General features: G+C 67.0%; 16 protein-coding genes and 1 riboswitch. Of the genes, 9 read left to right on the top strand and 7 right to left on the bottom strand.

Translation table 11 applies throughout. From position 1 onward, the window contains the following. Window positions 1–104 precede the first annotated feature (104 nt). From ACSQ3Q_RS24450 to ACSQ3Q_RS24440, 3 genes are all read left to right on the top strand, one after another. Window positions 105–653 carry a KdsC family phosphatase gene (locus ACSQ3Q_RS24450; protein WP_436136895.1) on the top strand — a complete coding sequence of 183 codons (549 nt, stop codon included), beginning with the start codon at window positions 105–107 and terminating at the stop codon, window positions 651–653. A gap of 91 nt (window positions 654–744) precedes the next feature. After that, window positions 745–1,365 carry an LPS export ABC transporter periplasmic protein LptC gene (gene lptC / locus ACSQ3Q_RS24445; RefSeq protein WP_436136894.1) on the top strand — a complete coding sequence of 207 codons (621 nt, stop codon included), beginning with the start codon at window positions 745–747 and terminating at the stop codon, window positions 1,363–1,365. 54 nt (window positions 1,366–1,419) lie between these two features. Then, window positions 1,420–2,202 carry an SDR family oxidoreductase gene (locus ACSQ3Q_RS24440; protein WP_436136893.1) on the top strand — a complete coding sequence of 261 codons (783 nt, stop codon included), beginning with the start codon at window positions 1,420–1,422 and terminating at the stop codon, window positions 2,200–2,202. Window positions 2,203–2,373: 171 nt separating this feature from the next. Here ACSQ3Q_RS24440 and ACSQ3Q_RS24435 read toward each other — a convergent pair whose 3' ends face one another. Beyond that, complete coding sequence (locus ACSQ3Q_RS24435) at window positions 2,374–2,949, bottom strand: RNA recognition motif domain-containing protein (protein WP_436136892.1); 576 nt, start codon at window positions 2,947–2,949, stop codon at window positions 2,374–2,376. 276 nt (window positions 2,950–3,225) lie between these two features. Then, window positions 3,226–3,630 carry an RNA recognition motif domain-containing protein gene (locus ACSQ3Q_RS24430; RefSeq protein WP_436136891.1) on the bottom strand — a complete coding sequence of 135 codons (405 nt, stop codon included), beginning with the start codon at window positions 3,628–3,630 and terminating at the stop codon, window positions 3,226–3,228. Between the two features lie 323 nt (window positions 3,631–3,953). Further along, window positions 3,954–4,145, top strand: a riboswitch (yybP-ykoY riboswitch). A gap of 4 nt (window positions 4,146–4,149) precedes the next feature. Here ACSQ3Q_RS24430 and ACSQ3Q_RS24425 point away from each other — a divergent pair. The 4 genes from ACSQ3Q_RS24425 (at window position 4,150) to ACSQ3Q_RS24410 (ending at window position 7,874) form a co-directional block, all read left to right on the top strand. Next, window positions 4,150–4,803, top strand: coding sequence for a TMEM165/GDT1 family protein (locus tag ACSQ3Q_RS24425; protein ID WP_436136890.1), 654 nt, complete (start codon window positions 4,150–4,152; stop codon window positions 4,801–4,803). A gap of 157 nt (window positions 4,804–4,960) precedes the next feature. Continuing rightward, entirely contained in the window at window positions 4,961–6,091 is a 1,131-nt protein-coding gene (metX, locus tag ACSQ3Q_RS24420; protein WP_436136889.1) for a homoserine O-succinyltransferase MetX, read from the top strand. Further along, window positions 6,088–6,672, top strand: a complete 585-nt coding sequence (metW, locus tag ACSQ3Q_RS24415; RefSeq protein WP_436136888.1) for a methionine biosynthesis protein MetW — start codon at window positions 6,088–6,090, stop codon at window positions 6,670–6,672. The genes metX and metW overlap by 4 nt, the downstream gene beginning before the upstream one ends. A 68-nt stretch (window positions 6,673–6,740) precedes the next feature. Then, window positions 6,741–7,874: a glycerophosphodiester phosphodiesterase gene (locus tag ACSQ3Q_RS24410; RefSeq protein ID WP_436136887.1), complete on the top strand. Its 1,134-nt coding sequence runs from the start codon at window positions 6,741–6,743 to the stop codon at window positions 7,872–7,874. Here the strand turns inward: ACSQ3Q_RS24410 and ACSQ3Q_RS24405 are convergent. Both ACSQ3Q_RS24405 and ACSQ3Q_RS24400 read right to left on the bottom strand, forming a co-directional pair. Beyond that, window positions 7,855–8,508: an NAD(P)H-dependent oxidoreductase gene (locus ACSQ3Q_RS24405; protein WP_436136886.1), complete on the bottom strand. Its 654-nt coding sequence runs from the start codon at window positions 8,506–8,508 to the stop codon at window positions 7,855–7,857. The genes ACSQ3Q_RS24410 and ACSQ3Q_RS24405 overlap by 20 nt on opposite strands. 82 nt (window positions 8,509–8,590) lie before the next feature. Next, entirely contained in the window at window positions 8,591–9,046 is a 456-nt protein-coding gene (locus ACSQ3Q_RS24400) for a MerR family transcriptional regulator (protein WP_436136885.1), read from the bottom strand. A 173-nt stretch (window positions 9,047–9,219) separates the two neighbouring features. Between ACSQ3Q_RS24400 and otnI the strand changes: the two genes are divergently transcribed. Both otnI and ACSQ3Q_RS24390 read left to right on the top strand, forming a co-directional pair. Beyond that, the gene (gene otnI / locus ACSQ3Q_RS24395) at window positions 9,220–10,110 is read left to right on the top strand and encodes a 2-oxo-tetronate isomerase (protein ID WP_436136884.1); all 891 of its coding nucleotides are present in this window, start codon (window positions 9,220–9,222) and stop codon (window positions 10,108–10,110) included. A gap of 296 nt (window positions 10,111–10,406) precedes the next feature. Beyond that, window positions 10,407–11,657: a GGDEF domain-containing protein gene (locus tag ACSQ3Q_RS24390; RefSeq protein ID WP_436136883.1), complete on the top strand. Its 1,251-nt coding sequence runs from the start codon at window positions 10,407–10,409 to the stop codon at window positions 11,655–11,657. Between the two features lie 433 nt (window positions 11,658–12,090). Here the strand turns inward: ACSQ3Q_RS24390 and ACSQ3Q_RS24385 are convergent, their stop codons facing one another. From ACSQ3Q_RS24385 to ACSQ3Q_RS24375, 3 genes are all read right to left on the bottom strand, one after another. Continuing rightward, window positions 12,091–13,542: a sensor histidine kinase gene (locus ACSQ3Q_RS24385; RefSeq protein WP_436136882.1), complete on the bottom strand. Its 1,452-nt coding sequence runs from the start codon at window positions 13,540–13,542 to the stop codon at window positions 12,091–12,093. 80 nt (window positions 13,543–13,622) lie between these two features. Continuing rightward, the gene (locus ACSQ3Q_RS24380; RefSeq protein WP_436136881.1) at window positions 13,623–14,297 is read right to left on the bottom strand and encodes a response regulator; all 675 of its coding nucleotides are present in this window, start codon (window positions 14,295–14,297) and stop codon (window positions 13,623–13,625) included. A gap of 139 nt (window positions 14,298–14,436) precedes the next feature. Beyond that, on the bottom strand, window positions 14,437–15,366 hold the full coding sequence (locus ACSQ3Q_RS24375; protein WP_436136880.1) for an N-formylglutamate amidohydrolase: 930 nt from the start codon (window positions 15,364–15,366) through the stop codon (window positions 14,437–14,439). Window positions 15,367–15,392 lie beyond the last annotated feature (26 nt).

Raw genomic sequence — 15,392 nt, 5'->3', positions numbered from 1 at the left:
CGCCTTCCCCCTAAGGGGGACGCACCCGGTGGCCCGGCTAAGCCGGTTCCACGGGTGCGCTGGTTTGCGCCGTGCTTGTTCCATCTGCCGTGTGTCTTATTGAAATGACTTCGCCTGTGCTGCAATTTCCCCCCGAGCTGCTGCTGCGTGCCCAGGGCGTGCGCGTGGCGTTCTTCGACGTGGACGGCGTGCTCACCGACGGCGGGCTGAATTTCAGCGAGGCTGGCGAGACGATCAAGCGTTTCAACACACTCGACGGTCATGGGCTCAAGCTGCTGCAGAAGGCCGGCATCACGCCGGCCGTGATCACGGGCCGTGATTCCGCCCCGCTGCGCGTGCGGCTGAAGGCGCTGGGTGTCGAGCACGCCGTGTTTGGCACCGAGGACAAGCGCCCGGCGGCCGAGGACATCCTGGCGCGGCTGGGCCTGACCTGGGCGCAGGCTGCGGCGATGGGTGACGACTGGCCCGATTTGCCCGTGATGCGCCGCAGCGCGTTCGCCTGTGCCCCTGCCAATGCCCAGACCGAGGTGCGCCACGCGGCGCACTTTGTCACCCAGGCGCGCGGCGGCGAAGGCGCGGCGCGCGAGCTGTGCGACTTGCTGCTTGTGGCCACGGGCCGCTACGCAGCGCTGCTGGCGGAATACACCGCATGAGGCGCGCGCCTGTGAGCCTTGGCTGGCTGCCTGCTTTCTTGTGTTGCTCAAGGTGCACCTGCTGCGCTTGCCATGTTGGGGAGGAGACTTTGTGAACCGGGTTGTCCGTCAGGGCTGGGACCAGTTCTCGCTCTACTTGCCGGTGGTGCTCATGGGCTTGCTCGCACTGGGCACCTGGTGGCTGGTGCGCAATGCGCCCGCCCCGCTGCTGCCGTCTATCGAACGCCCGCAAGGGCACCAGCCGGACTACTTCATGAAGGGTTTTTCGGTGAAGAGCTTTGACGCGACTGGCCGCCTTCAGAGCGAGGTGCAGGGCAAGGTGGGGCGGCATTACCCCGACACCGACACCATGGAAGTCGATCAGGTCCGCATGCGCTCGGTCACGCCAGAAGGCCGTGTGACGGTGGCCACGGCGGATCGGGCGCTGTCCAACGCGGACGGCTCCGAGGTGCAGCTCTTTGGCAACGCCATCGTCACCCGTGAGCCCCTGCCCGCCCGGGCCGGCGTGCCGGCCCAGCCCCGCCTGGAGTTCCGCAGCGACTTCCTGCACGCTTACACCAACACCGAACGCGTGCGCTCGGACAAACCCGTCACCCTCACCCGTGGCAGCGACCGTTTTACCGCCGACGGCATGGACTACGACAACCTCGACCAGGTGGTGCAATTGCGCGGCCGCGTGCGTGGCGTGCTCCAGCCGGGCGCCGCCAAGTAGTCGCGCCAGCACCCGCTGCGCCACTGCTGCCATATCCATTCCGCTGGAGCCAGCATGACCACCCCCCTTGTTTTCATCACCGGCGCATCCAGCGGCATTGGCCAGGCGCTCGCGCTGCGCTTTCACCGGGCCGGCTACCGCCTGGCACTGGCCGCTCGCCGCACTTCAGAGGTCAAAACATGGGCTAGCGCTCAAGGAATAAGCGCTGATAGCTATGAAATATATAGCGCAGACGTTGCGATGACCGAGAGCATCGTCGCCGCAGGCCGCGACTGCCTGCAGCGCCAGGGCGTGCCCGACGTGGTGATTGCCAACGCCGGCATCAGCGTGGGCATGGACACCGCGGTGCAGGGCGACCTCGACGTGATGGCGCGCACCTTTGCCACCAACAACCTCGGCATGGCCGCCACGTTCCATCCGTTTGTGGATGCGATGGTGCAACGTGGCAGCGGCACCCTGGTGGGCATCGGCAGCGTGGCCGGGATCCGCGGCCTGCCGGGGCACGGCGCCTATTGCGCCAGCAAGGCCGCGGTCATCAGCTACTGCGAGAGCCTGCGCGGCGAGATGCGCCCGCACGGGGTGCGCGTGGTCACCCTTTCACCGGGCTACATCGACACTCCGCTCACGCAGCAAAACCGCTACAGCATGCCGTTTTTGATGCAGCCTGAGGATTTTGCTGACCGCGCCTACCGTGCCATTGCCGCGGGCGTGAGCTACAGGGTCATTCCCTGGCAGATGGGTGTGGTGGCCAAGCTTCTGCGCTTGCTGCCCAATCCGGTGTTCGACAAGTTGCTTGCCGGGCGCCCGCGCAAGCGGCGGGAAACCGAGGCGCGGTAAGTCGCTGCGGGTTACCCCGGGGGTTTGCAAGTGCGGCTGACCTGATCGGCGTCACTCTTCGGTGGGTCGGTTTGCAGCAGGCCGCCGGTTGCCACGTCGAAGCGCAGAAACGGAAAAAGCCCCCGCGGGGGCTTCTTTCATGAAGGCATTACAAGACGCCTGGGTGCAGATTCAGTAGCCGCCGTTGCCGCCGCCACCGTAACCACCACCACCGCCGCCACCATTGCGGCCACCGCCGCCATTGCGGGATCCCGAACCGTAGGGGCTGCGGAAGCCCCCTTCACCACGGCCGCCACCACCACCGCCGCCATATCCGCCGCCACCACCGTCGCGGCTGCCACCACCACCCCCATAGCCGCCACCGCCGCCGCCTTCACGACCGCCGCCGTAGCCACCGCCACCACTGCGGCCGCCGCCGCCCCCGCCGCCGTAACCGCCTCCACCACCACCGCCGCCAAATCCACCGCCGCCAAATCCACCGCTGCGGGGTGGGCGGGCTTCCATCGGACGGGCTTCATTGACCACGATGCTTCGGCCGCCCAGGGGCTGGCCATTCATGCCGCTGATCGCAGACTGGGCGTCTGCGTCGCTGCCCATTTCCACAAAGCCAAAACCCTTGGAGCGCCCTGTGTCGCGTTCCATCATGACCTTGGCACTGGTCACGGAGCCAAATTGGCCAAAGGCTTGTTCCAGATCGCTGTCGCGCACCGAGTACGGCAGGTTGCCGACGTACAGTTTGTTGCCCATCGAGGGACTCCTCAAAAACACATGGATAAAGCGATGGAGTCCCGAAAACGCAGCCAGCTAATCTCAATGACGCTCTCAGCGTGAAACTGACGGATCACCGCAAACTTTGGAAGCGAGGGCAAGCCCCGCAACCCACTATGCTCCACACTTTTGTTGAAAAAGCAAGCGCCATTGCGCGGTGTGGTGGGGATACCGCGCGGACATGAAAAAAGGAGCCCAGGGGCTCCTTGTTTTGCCTTGGGGCAGACCTGAAGGTCTGCCGGTGAGGTCTTGTGCTTAGTAGCTGCTACGGCCACCGCCGTAACCACCGCCACCACCGCCGCCGCTACGGCCACCACCACCGCCGTAACCGCCACCGCCGCCACCGCCGCCACCGTAGCCGCCGCCACCACCGCTGCCGCCGCCGAAGCCGCCGCTACGTGGAGCGCGTGGCTCCATTGGGCGGGCTTCGTTGACCACGAGGTCACGGCCGCCAAAATTTTGACCATGCACGCCTTGGATGGCGGCTTGGGCTTCTGCGTCGCTGCCCATTTCCACAAAGCCGAAGCCCTTGGAACGGCCGGTGTCGCGCTCCATCATGACCTTGGCGCTGCCCACGGAGCCGAATTGGCCGAAGGTTTGTTCCAGATCTTGGTCACGGAAAGAATAGGGCAGGTTGCCCACGTAAAGTTTGTTGCCCATGGAGGACTCCTGAAAAAACATGAAAACGCGATGGAGCCCGACGCAATCAACAAACCTGTGACGACTTCAAAGACGCGAAACTGACCATTCACCGCTAAGCTAACTGCTCTCCTGCAAGCAGAAAAGCGAAGTCATTATCAGTCACTTTGCTGAGCTGTGGGGCTTTATTTGCGATTCGTTTTGCCCAAACGTAACAAAGTGCTGTTGCCTACAGGGACATTCGCGTTAATTTGCGGGGAAACCCCTAGGCCAAAGCGGGACTGGGGACAGCCGGTGCCCGTCGCAAGGCAAATCCACGGTCAATAGCGGGCATCGGATAAAATCCGCCAGTCTTTGGGGAGTAGCCCGCCCGGTGCGCAACGCACCGGGGGCATGCGTCAACAAACTTGGGTTCGGTGAACCTATGGTGCATGCGGTTCTTGAGCTGGGCGAGACCATTGACTGCATGCCGATCCAATTGGCCGGAGTCGGGGTGCAGTCAATGCGTTTCGAAAACATCCGGCCGGACAGGACCCCCACATGGAACCGTTTTTCATCTCTACCGCCATCGTCGCGCTCGCCGAAATGGGCGACAAGACGCAGCTTCTGGCGCTGGTACTGGCCGCTCGCTTTCGAAAACCCTGGCCCATCGTGCTTGGCATCCTGGTAGCCACGCTGGTCAACCACGGCCTGGCGGGTGCCCTGGGCGCGTGGGTGACCAGCTTTGTGGGCCCCCAGGTGCTGCGCTGGATACTCGGGGCGTCGTTCATCGCGATGGCCGTGTGGATGCTGATCCCCGACAAGCTCGATGAAGGCGAAGCCGATGGCTCGCCGCGCTGGGGGGTGTTCGGCACCACGCTGGTCGCGTTCTTTCTGGCCGAGATGGGCGACAAGACGCAGATCGCCACCGTCATGCTGGCTGCGCAGTACAACGCGTACCTCTGGGTGGTGGCCGGCACCACGCTCGGGATGATGATCGCCAACGCGCCGGTGGTCTGGCTGGGCGAGCGCATCACGCGCCGGGTGCCGATCCGGGCAGTGCACGTGGTGTCTGCTGTCATCTTCCTGGTGCTCGGGCTGCTCGCAATCTTCACCGCGATCGCTGACCCGCGCGAAATAGGGGAGCCATCCGCAGGTGCTTTTGGTATATTTGCCGAACGCGCCGATTTGCCACAGCTTGCGGGCGCTTTATAAATTCTGCTAAAGACCCGTCCGACGTATGTGCCCGGCCTCGTTTTTAGCGACGCCGGGTATTTTTTTGGCCTGGGGGCGGTCTCCAGGCAAAAGCGGCTTCCTTGCGGAGCAGCGGCGCGTGCAAGCGGTGGAACATGGGGGCTCACCAGTTCTAACTATGTCGTTCATCGCAACACCTCAGACCCTGCACTTCCCGGATGCGCTGCCGCTGCAAAGCGGCTCGACCGTCCGCAACTACGACTTGGCGTACGAGACCTACGGCACGCTCAATGCCGACCGCTCCAACGCCGTGCTCGTGTGCCACGCCCTCAACGCGTCGCACCACGTGGCAGGCGTCTACGAGGGGCAGGACAAAAGCGAAGGCTGGTGGGACAACATGATCGGCCCGGGCAAACCCGTAGACACCGACCGTTTCTTCGTCATCGGCGTGAACAACCTGGGATCGTGTTTCGGCTCCACCGGCCCCATGCATACGCACCCTGACACCGGCGAGGTCTACGGCGCGGACTTTCCGGTGGTGACGGTGGAAGACTGGGTCAACGCCCAGGCACGTTTGCTCGACCGCCTGGGTATCCAGCAGCTGGCCGCCGTATTGGGTGGCAGCCTGGGTGGCATGCAGGCCCTGTCGTGGACGCTGCAATACCCCGACCGTGTCCGCCACGCCGTGGTAGTGGCCAGCGCGCCCAACCTCACGGCCGAGAACATCGCCTTCAACGAAGTGGCCCGCCGCGCCATCGTGACCGACCCGGACTTCCATGGCGGGCACTTCTACCGCCACGGCGTGATCCCCAAGCGCGGGCTGCGCATTGCCCGCATGATTGGCCACATCACGTACCTCAGCGACGACGTGATGAACGAAAAATTTGGCAGGCAGCTGCGAGAAGGCCTGGAGCTGAAATACAGCACACAAGAAATCGAATTCCAGATCGAAAGCTACCTGCGCTACCAGGGCGACAAGTTCAGCGATTACTTCGACGCCAATACCTATTTGCTGATCACCCGTGCGCTCGACTACTTCGACCCCGCGTATGCCCACGCCGGCAATCTGACCCGAGCGCTGGCGCGGGCCACGGCGCGGTTCCTGCTGGTGAGCTTCACCACCGACTGGCGCTTTTCGCCCAAGCGCAGCCGCGAGATCGTCAAGGCCCTGCTCGACAACCGCCGCAGCGTGAGCTACGCCGAGATTGACGCGCCGCATGGGCACGATGCCTTTTTGCTCGACGACGCCCGCTACATGGGCGTGATGCGCTCCTACTTCGATAGCATTGCCAAGGAGGTGCAGCCATGACCGATAAAGCCGCCATGGAAGCGCTGGCCCGCCTGGTGCCGCGGGGCTCGCGTGTGCTCGACCTGGGCTGCGGCAACGGCGCCATGCTCGACTATCTGCAGCGCGAGCGTGGCTGCAGCGGCTACGGTGTGGAGATTGCCGATGCCAACGTGCTTGCCTGCGTGCAGCGCGGCGTGCAGGTGCTGCAGCTCAACCTCGACGAGGGGCTGGCGATGTTCGACGACAACTCGTTTGACGTGGTGCTGCAGATCGACACGCTGCAGCATCTGCGCAATGCCGAGGTAATGTTGCGCGAGACGGCCCGTGTGGGCCGCACCGGCGTCGTGGCCTTCCCCAACTTTGCGCACTGGCCCAACCGCCTGTCCGTCCTGCGTGGGCGCATGCCCGTCACGCGGCGCCTGCCCTACCAGTGGTACGACACGCCCAACATCCGCGTGGGCACCTACAAGGACTTCGAGGTGCTGGCCACCAAGAATAGCCTGCGCATCCTGGACTCCTTCGGGCTGCAGGACGGGCAGGAGGTGCGCTGGCTGCCCAACGCGCGCGCGGGCACGGCGGTGTTCCACTTCGAACACGCCTAGGCTTCCTCGCGACACGCCGCTGTCAAGCGCATCGGCTAAGGTGCGGGCTCTGTTTGTAGGAGACCCGCATGAACCGCATCTCGCTGCGCGCCGTGGCCGCAACCGCCCTGCTCGCCACCTGGGCCCTGGGCGCCGCCGCGCAGGCCTGGCCGCCCACGCCCACCGTCATCGCCCACCGCGGCGCCTCGGCCCTGCGGCCCGAGCACACGCTGGCTGCGTACCAGAAGGCGATTGAAGACGGCGCCGACATCATCGAGCCCGATCTTGTGATCACCAAAGACGGCGTGCTGGTCGCGCGCCATGAAAACGCCATTGCCATCCTGGGCCCTGATGGATCCGTGAAAGAGGCGACCACCGACGTGGTCGACCGCCCCGAGTTCGCCGCGCGCAAAGCCACCAAAACCATCGACGGCCAGGCCATCACCGGCTGGTTCACCGAGGACTTCACGCTGGCCGAGTTGAAAACCCTGCGCGCGCGCGAACGCATCCCTGCGCAGCGCCCGGCCAACGTGGCCTACAACGGGCAGTTCGAGATCCCCACGCTGCAGGAGGTGATCGACCTGGCCAAGGCACAAAGCGCCAAGACGGGCCGCGTGATCGGCATCTACCCCGAGACCAAGCACCCCACCTACTTCCAGTCCATCGGTCAGCCGCTGGAGGCACCGCTCTTGGCCGTGCTCGAGAAGAACGGCTGGAACCACAAGGACGCACCGGTGTTCGTGCAGTCGTTCGAAGTGACCAACCTGCAAGCGATTCGCAAGCAAAGCAGCGTGCGCCTGGTGCAGCTGGTGGCCCCCTCGGGCCGGCCTTACGACTTCGTGGCGCAGGGCGCGGCCAATACGCGCAGCTATGCCGACCTGATCACGCCCGAGGGCCTGCAGCAGGTAGCGGCTTACGCCAACGCGATCGGCCCGTTCAAGACCCTGGTGGTGCCGGTCAAGGACGGTGTGCTGGGTGAGCCCACGGGCTTGGTGGAGCGTGCGCGCGCCGCCGGCCTGGGCGTGCACATCTGGACCTTGCGGCCCGAAAACGCGTTCTTGCCCGCGGGCCTGAAGAAAGCCCCTGCAAGCGATGGCACGCAGCGCGGCGACAGCGTGGCCGAGATCACGGCCTACCTGCGCGCCGGCATCGATGGCTTTTTCACCGACGACCCGGCTGTGGGCCGTGCCGCGGTGCGGGCTTTCACGGCGCTCCAGAAGTAGCAGAAGTAGCCGCCAGTCCGGCGGGCCGAGCGCCGCCGCGGGGCACAGCCCGCTGCGCCTGCCGCGTGCCCAGCTGCCGCGCGCGGTTCACCCACTCTGCCAATCGCTCCTTGCGAGCCGAGCGCACGGGCCCAAAGCTGTGCACCCGCACCGGCCGGATGCCGCAGAACTCCAAAATGGCCTTCTTCATCTGGTGGTGGCCCGGCATGCGCGTGACCCAGCGGAAGTACCAGGGCGGGGAGTCCATGGTCACCAGCAACTCGGCCGAACGGCCCGCCAGCAACTTGTCCCACAGGGACGAACCCTGGCGGTACTTGAACGCGTAGCCCGGCAGGAACACGCGGTCGATAAAACCCTTGAGCAGCGCCGGCATGGCGCCCCACCAGATCGGATACACCCACACCAGGTGGCTGGCCCAGGCGATGTCGCCCTGCGCGGCCAGCAGGTCGGGCTCCAGCGCCTGGGCTGCGCCGTAGCCTGCGAACAGCGGGTCGAACACGAGCCGCCCCACGTCCAAAAACCGCACCTCGGCGCCGGCCTCGCGCGCGCTGTCGGCATAGGCGTGGGCCATGCCGGCGCACAGGCTGTTGGCGGCCGGGTGGCCCAGGATGACCAGAATACGTTGCGCTGCCACAAAACCTCCATCGCCTGCTCGGCGTTTGTTGTTGATGGAGGCAGGGTCACCTTGACCCTCGGGGCAGAGTCAAGCGGCGCGATCAAACCCTGGCGAGAAAGCGGGGGTTTTGGGTCTGCATCTGCGGGGCCCGCGGGGGCGATGTGGCAGGTGCTGCACAGGCCTGCGCGCTCGCGTTGGCGGACGTGGCCTGGGCGCCGTCGCAGCTACGCAGCTCGACCTCCAGCAGGGCGAGTTCGGCGTCCAGCGCCGCCAGGCGGGCGCGCTCCTGGGCTACGGCAGCGCGGCGGCTGCTGACGAGTTGGGCCACGTCCTCCCAACCTTCGGGGGAATCGAGCGCCGGCAAGCCGGTGAGCTGCGAGAGCCGAAACCCCAGCGCCTGCGCACGCCGGATGAGCAACACGCGCGCCACATCGGCCTCGCCATAGTCGCGGTAGCTGCCCGCGCGGGCCACCGTGCCCAGCAGGCCCCGCGCCTCGTACAGGCGGATGGCCTTGGGCGTGGTGTCGGTGCGGTGGGCGAGTTCTCCGATGCGCATGGGTGGTCCTCAGCAGGCGTCACATTCGATTGCTATAAAATTAATAGCTGTAAGCGCTTATATATCAAGCGCTAGAGGCCATTTTGGCTCATATTCTGCGCGCCGCAGGTGCTGTGGACCCTAACGGGCGCGATAAGCTGCCGCCTGTCTTTTCACGCCGTTGCCCGCCCGCCATGCCCCAGTTTGCCGCCAACCTGACGCTGATGTACACCGAGCTGCCCTTTCTGGAGCGCTTTGGCGCCGCTGCACAGGACGGCTTCACGGCGGTGGAGTTCCAGTTTCCCTACGCGTTTGCGCCGGCGGACATCGCGGCGCGGCTGCGCGGCCACGGGCTACAACTCGTGCTCTTCAACGCCCCGGCCGGTGGCACCGACCTGGCCGGCATGGCCGCAGCGTGGGACCACAACGCGCGCGGCACAGCCGCGCTGCCAGGGCGCGAGGCCGAGTTTCGCGCCGGCGTGCACGAGGCGCTGCGGTATGCCGAAGCGCTCGATTGCCCGCGCATCCACGTGCTCTCGGGCATCGTGCCGGCCGGCATGGAGCGCGAGTCGCTCAAGGACCTGTGCGCAGGCAACCTGCGCTGGGCCGCCGACGAAGCGGCACGTGCAGGGCGCGAGATTTTGATCGAGCCCATCAACCTGCGCGACGTGCCGCGCTACTTCCTTAACCGGCAGGACCACGCCCACGAGCTGCTCGACGCCGTGCAGGCCGATAACCTCAAAGTGCAGATGGACCTGTACCACTGCCAGATCGTGGAAGGCGACGTGGCCACCAAGCTGCAGCGCTACCTGCCCACCGGCCGCGTCGCGCATATCCAGGTCGCTGGCGTGCCGGGCCGCCACGAGCCCGACACCGGCGAGCTGAACTACCCCTACCTTTTTGACACCCTCGACGCGCTGGGCTACCGCGGCTGGGTGGGCTGCGAGTACCGGCCGGCGGCCAGTACCTCGGGCGGCCTGGGCTGGCGCGGCCGGGCGCTGGCGGCATCTGCGGCCCGCGCTGAGGCGGACCTTGCCGCGCAGGAGCCGAGCGGCGTGCCCGTCCACGCCGCCCCGGTGCGCTGAAGCGGCGCTGCGGGTGCCTGCGCACCTGCGGATGGCCGATGCGGATCGACGGAGCCCGATGGCGTGGGGGGCGATGGTTAATCAGTATTTCTCGCGGGCGGAACCTTCGTTTATGCTGGTCCGATTCCCCATCCATCCGCCCGGCGTTCCCACACCGATGCATCCCTCCCCCGGAATCTTGCCCTTGCCGCGCTGCACGCGCCCGCCACCCGGGCACCGGCGGCGGGCCCGCGGCACGCACCCCGCTGGCGGCACCCCGCCGGACAGCGCGGGGTGATGAACCCCTCTGACGCGCCATGACCGCCCACGTCCCCACCATGCTGGCGATGATCATCGTCAGCTCGCTCATGATGGCGGCGTCGATGGCTGTGGTGGGCGGTCGCAGCCGGCGCGACGGGCTGGGGCGATGGGCCGGTGCGCTCCTGGTCAATGCCGTCGGGCACATGCTGGTCATGCTGCGCGGCGTGGTGCCGGATGTGCTGTCGGTGGTGGTGGGCAACCTGCTGCTGTCCTGCGTTTTCGTGGGCATGATCGGCGCCATCTACCAGTTCCAGGGCCGCGCCGTGCGCTGGCCGCTGCTGCTGACCCCGCCCGTGCTCGTCACGGGTTTTGTCATGGCGTTCATGGACAACTTCCCGGCGCGCGCCAGTTTTGTGGGCCTGGTCATCGGCCTGCAGGCCGTGTGGGCGCTGGCCGCGGCGCTGGAGCGCCGCCACGCCACCGTGGGGCGCGGGCAATGGCTGCTGGTGGCAGGGCTGGGGCTCGAGGCCGTGGTGCTGGGCGGCCGTGCGCTGCTGGTGCTGGCGCTGAACCCCGCTGACGGCGCCGCCAGCATCCTGCAATCGAGCACGCTGCAGACGCTCACCTTCATGGGCACCTTCTCGGTGGTGCTCGTCAGTTCGGTGGGCTTTGTCTTCATGTCGCGCGACCGCGCCGATGAGAACAACCGCGTCATGGCGGCGATCGACTCGCTCACCGGCGTGGCCAACCGGCGCTCGCTGATCGCGGCGCTCGACCGCGATGTCTCGCGCGCGGTGCGCACCCGTGAATCCATCGCGCTGATGATGGTGGACATCGACCACTTCAAGCACGTGAACGACCGCTACGGCCACCCCGCGGGCGACCAGGTGCTGTGCAACGTGGTCGACGTGCTGCGCCGGCGCGTGCGCGCGCAGGACCTCGTGGGGCGCTATGGCGGCGAGGAGTTCATGGTGGTGCTGCCCGACACCACGCTGGCGGGCGCCGAGCAGCTGGCGAGCGCGCTGTGCCAGGCGGTGGAGGAATCCCGCTGCCGCGTCGCGGCGCCCGGCGCTGCCGATGCGGACAGCGGCGTGAGCATCGCCGTCACCGTGAGCATTGGTGTCTTTGGCGGACGCCTGGAGCCCGGCGACAGCTGGGACATGCTGATCGCCGCTGCCGACCGCGCGGCCTACCAGGCCAAAGGCAATGGCCGTAACCGGGTCGAGGTGGCCACCACGCTGCGCCGCCCGGTATCGCAGGTCGCCGCACGCGACAACCCCGAGACCCATCCCACGTCCCAATACTGAGCGCTACTGAGCGCCGCGGGCAGCGCTGAGGGGGTGGGGCTTGCATGATGCCGCAGCGCCCCGGACCGCGGGGCAGCGCGCGGCAGTTCGCCCCACGATCATGCACAGGGGCCGGGGGCGGCGGCGCAGCCTGGCTGCCCTGCCCGTTGCGAAGAACCTGTTCAAGATCTTTTCGGGGATCGCGTTGGGGTGCAATCGGGATGAATGGATGCTTCGGATGCGCCGCATGGGCTCATGCCCATGCAAGCAGCCGGGGCGCCACGCACTACCAAGTTCATCGGCCCGATTTCCCTCCAACCCTTCGGGCAAGTGCCTTGCCGGGCGGTCTGCGGCGTTGCGGCGCTTGTGGATAGCCGGCTATCCACTGCGCCCCGCGCCTTGCATCCAGCCCGGCAAGGCACTTGCGCGACCCCGAAAAGATCTTGAACAGGTTCTAACTGCCCGCCACCACATCCCGCGCCGCAAACCGCACGCTGAAGATCGCGCCGGGCGGGTGGTGGCCGGGGCGTGCGTCTTCGAGCGTGACCTCGGCCTCGTGTTTGCGCGCGATCTCCAGCACGATGGGCAGGCCCAGGCCCGAGCCATCGGCCTCGCTGCCCAGGGCCCGGTAGAAGGGTTGGAACACCAGTTCGCGCTCGGCCTCGGGCACGCCGGGGCCGGAGTCTTCGACCTGTAGCAGCAGCACATGGCCGAAGGTGTCGGCCAGCACGCGGGCCGTGACGACGCCGGGTTTGGCGGGGGTGGACGGTGTGTAGTTGATGGCGTTGTCGAGCAGGTTGCGCACCAGCTCCTTGAGCAGCGTGGGGTTGCCATCGAGCAGCACGCCGGGCGAGCCGGGCTCGGCGCCGTCGTAGCCCAGGTCGATGTGTTTCTCGAGCGCACGCGGCACCGAGTCGCGCACCACCTCGATCACCAGCCGGGCCAGATCACACGGCTGGCGCGTGATGCCCACCCCGCTGCCTTCGGCGCGCGCCAGGGCCAGCAGCTGGTTGACGGTGTGCGTGGCGCGGATGCTGGACCGGCCGATCTGCTGCAGCGAGCGCTTGAGCTCTTCGGTGCTGGTGCCCTCGCGCTGGGCCAGGTCGGCCTGCATGCGCAGGCCCGCCAGTGGGGTCTTGAGCTGGTGCGCGGCGTCGGCCAGAAAGCGTTTTTGCGTGGCCAGCGAGTCGTTGAGCCGCCGCAGCAGGTCGTTCACCGACGAGACCAGCGGCGCGACTTCGAGCGGCACCGTGCGGTCGTCCAGCGGCGAGAGGTCGTCAGGATTGCGCGCGCGGATGCGCTGCTCGAGCTGGTTGAGCGGCTGGATGCCCCGTGCCAGCGCCAGCCACACCAGGAGCACCGCCAGCGGCAGGATGACGAACTGCGGCAGCATCACGCCCTTGATGATTTCGGTGGCCAGCACGCTGCGTTTTTCGCGCGTCTCGGCCACCTGCACCAGCGCCATGGGGGTGCCGTTGAGCGGCAAGCGCACCCAGATGTAGGCCACGCGGATCTCGATGCCGCGCATCTCGGCGTCGCGCAGGCGCACTTCGCCGGGCATGGCCACTTCATCGCCGGGCGGCTCGGGCAACTCGCGCTCGCCCGACAGGAATTCGCTGCCCGGGCCGATGACCTGGTAGTAGACGATGTCGGAGTCGTCGGCGCGCAGGATCTCGCTGGCGGGCTGGGGCAGGTTGAACTGGACCTTGTTGCCCGCTACGGACACCAGCTGGGCGAGGGCGTGGGCGTTGTATTCGAGCGCGCGGTCGAAGGGCTTGTTGGCCAGGCCCTGCGCCACCAGCCAGGTGAGCGCCAGGCTCACCGGCCACAGCAGCAGCAGCGGCGTGAGCATCCAGTCGAGGATTTCGCCGAACAGGGAGCGCTGCTCGCGCTGGAAGATTTTCAAGGCGGCCGCCGCGGCTGTTTATGAATAAAAATGGCCGCCAGCGCTTGTTCCATAAGCACTACTAGCTATCATTTTTATAGTCAACTCGCAATTTTCTCGAGGCAGTAGCCCAGGCCGCGCACGGTGGCGATGCGGATGGGTCCGCCCTCGATCTTCTTGCGCAGGCGGTGGATATAGACCTCGATGGCGTTGTTGCTGACCTCTTCGCCCCATTCGCACAGGCGCTCCACCAATTGCTCCTTGCTCACCAGGCGGCCGGCGCGCTGCAGCAGCACTTCCAACAGGCCCAGCTCGCGCGCCGACAGCTCGATCATCTTGCCGTCGATGGTGGCCACGCGGCCGGCCTGGTCGTACACCAGCGGGCCGTGTTTGATGGCGCTGCTGGTGCCGCCCATGCCGCGGCGTGTGAGGGCCCGCACGCGGGCTTCGAGCTCTTGCAGCGAAAACGGCTTGGCCATGTAGTCGTCGGCGCCAAAGTCCAGGCCCTTGACGCGCTCTTCCACGCTGTCGGCCGCGGTGAGGATGAGCACCGGCAGCGCCGAGCCCCGGCTGCGCAGCTTCTTCAAGACCTCCAGGCCGTGCATCTTGGGCAGGCCGAGGTCCAGGATGAGCAGGTCGAATTCGTTGTTGGTGAGGAGGGCGGCGTCGGCCTCGGTGCCGCTGGCCACATGGTCCACCACGGCCCCCGAGGCCCGCAGGGTGCGCAGCAGCCCATCGGCCAGCACCTGGTCGTCTTCGGCAATGAGGATGCGCATGCGGGTGTCTCCTGGTGGATGGCGGCGGTCTGGCGCCGCGCCTTGTGCCGATTCTAGGCGGCGCGGCGCGGCGAGGCAGACCGCGGCCCGCAGCGCCGGGCCACCCGCGGCGCCAGCAGGCAAGGCCGTGCCCGCGCCCTCAACGCGGGTCGTGCGCCAGCAGCTTTTGCACCAGGGTCTTGAGGTCCGCCTGCAGCCGCGCCATGCCCTCGGGGTGCTGGGCGAGCGTGCGCTCGTCCATGTAGAGCCTGCGGTTGATCTCGACCTGGATGCTGTGGCGGTGCTCTGCGGGGTGGCCGTAGCGGCGCACCAGCTCCACGCCTTTGTAGGGGTGGTTGTATTCCACGCTGTAGCCGCAGCCGCGCAGGTGTTCGCAGATCAGCGCCGACAGCGCCGGGCTGGCGGTGGTGCCGTCGCGGTCGCCCACTACAAAGTCGGCGTGCTCAAGCCCCGGGAACTCGGTGGCAAACCGCCCCGCCACGGCGGGCATCGAGTGGCAGTTGAGGTGGATGCTGTAGCCGTGGCGCGCGTGGGCGGCGTCAATGGCCTGGGCCACCGCCGCGTGGTACGGGCGCCAGCAGCGGTCGATGCGCGCGCGCACCTCGGCCACGGTGAGCTGGCGGTTGTAGATGGGCTCGCCTTCGTCGGTGAACTTCCAGACCAGGCCTTTGCCCAGGCGCACCTTGCTGAGCACCTTGGGATCGGTCGAGAGCGGATCGGGCCATTCGGCGTCGAGCAGCGAGGTGTCGAGCTCGGTGGTGTCGCGGTTGGCATCCAGATAGATGCGCGGAAAGTGCGCCTCGACCCAGGCTGCGCCCAGGGCGGGGGCAAAGGCGTAGATCTTCTCGACGTGGGTGTCTTCGGCGCGGCGCAGGGTGGGCAGGTCGCAGGCGGAGCGGAAGTCGGCCGGGTAGCGCGTGCCGCTGTGCGGCGAGTCGAGCACCAGGGGGCTGGTGCCGGCGACGGAGGTGACCATGGGCTCGGGCGGGCTTGCAGTGCCAGGGGAACCGGTGGCGCCCGGCTGGGCCTGCAGGAATCGGTGGTGGATGATTTTCAAGGCTGCATGCATAGGCAGAGTGTGCGCAAAGGGGGGCG

Source organism: Acidovorax sp. LjRoot129 (genome assembly GCF_964253765.1).
GTDB lineage: Bacteria > Pseudomonadota > Gammaproteobacteria > Burkholderiales > Burkholderiaceae_C > Acidovorax.
This window is presented reverse-complemented; position numbering and strand designations above follow the sequence as displayed.

Coding starts and splice junctions, on each gene's coding strand:
- ACSQ3Q_RS24450 (WP_436136895.1), top strand. CDS start 105: ATGACTTCGCCTGTGCTGCAATTTCCCCCCGAGCTGCTGCTGCGTGCC.
- ACSQ3Q_RS24440 (WP_436136893.1), top strand. CDS start 1,420: ATGACCACCCCCCTTGTTTTCATCACCGGCGCATCCAGCGGCATTGGC.
- ACSQ3Q_RS24435 (WP_436136892.1), bottom strand. CDS start 2,949: ATGGGCAACAAACTGTACGTCGGCAACCTGCCGTACTCGGTGCGCGAC.
- ACSQ3Q_RS24430 (WP_436136891.1), bottom strand. CDS start 3,630: ATGGGCAACAAACTTTACGTGGGCAACCTGCCCTATTCTTTCCGTGAC.
- ACSQ3Q_RS24425 (WP_436136890.1), top strand. CDS start 4,150: ATGGAACCGTTTTTCATCTCTACCGCCATCGTCGCGCTCGCCGAAATG.
- metX (WP_436136889.1), top strand. CDS start 4,961: ATGTCGTTCATCGCAACACCTCAGACCCTGCACTTCCCGGATGCGCTG.
- metW (WP_436136888.1), top strand. CDS start 6,088: ATGACCGATAAAGCCGCCATGGAAGCGCTGGCCCGCCTGGTGCCGCGG.
- ACSQ3Q_RS24410 (WP_436136887.1), top strand. CDS start 6,741: ATGAACCGCATCTCGCTGCGCGCCGTGGCCGCAACCGCCCTGCTCGCC.
- ACSQ3Q_RS24400 (WP_436136885.1), bottom strand. CDS start 9,046: ATGCGCATCGGAGAACTCGCCCACCGCACCGACACCACGCCCAAGGCC.
- otnI (WP_436136884.1), top strand. CDS start 9,220: ATGCCCCAGTTTGCCGCCAACCTGACGCTGATGTACACCGAGCTGCCC.
- ACSQ3Q_RS24390 (WP_436136883.1), top strand. CDS start 10,407: ATGACCGCCCACGTCCCCACCATGCTGGCGATGATCATCGTCAGCTCG.
- ACSQ3Q_RS24380 (WP_436136881.1), bottom strand. CDS start 14,297: ATGCGCATCCTCATTGCCGAAGACGACCAGGTGCTGGCCGATGGGCTG.
- ACSQ3Q_RS24375 (WP_436136880.1), bottom strand. CDS start 15,366: ATGCATGCAGCCTTGAAAATCATCCACCACCGATTCCTGCAGGCCCAG.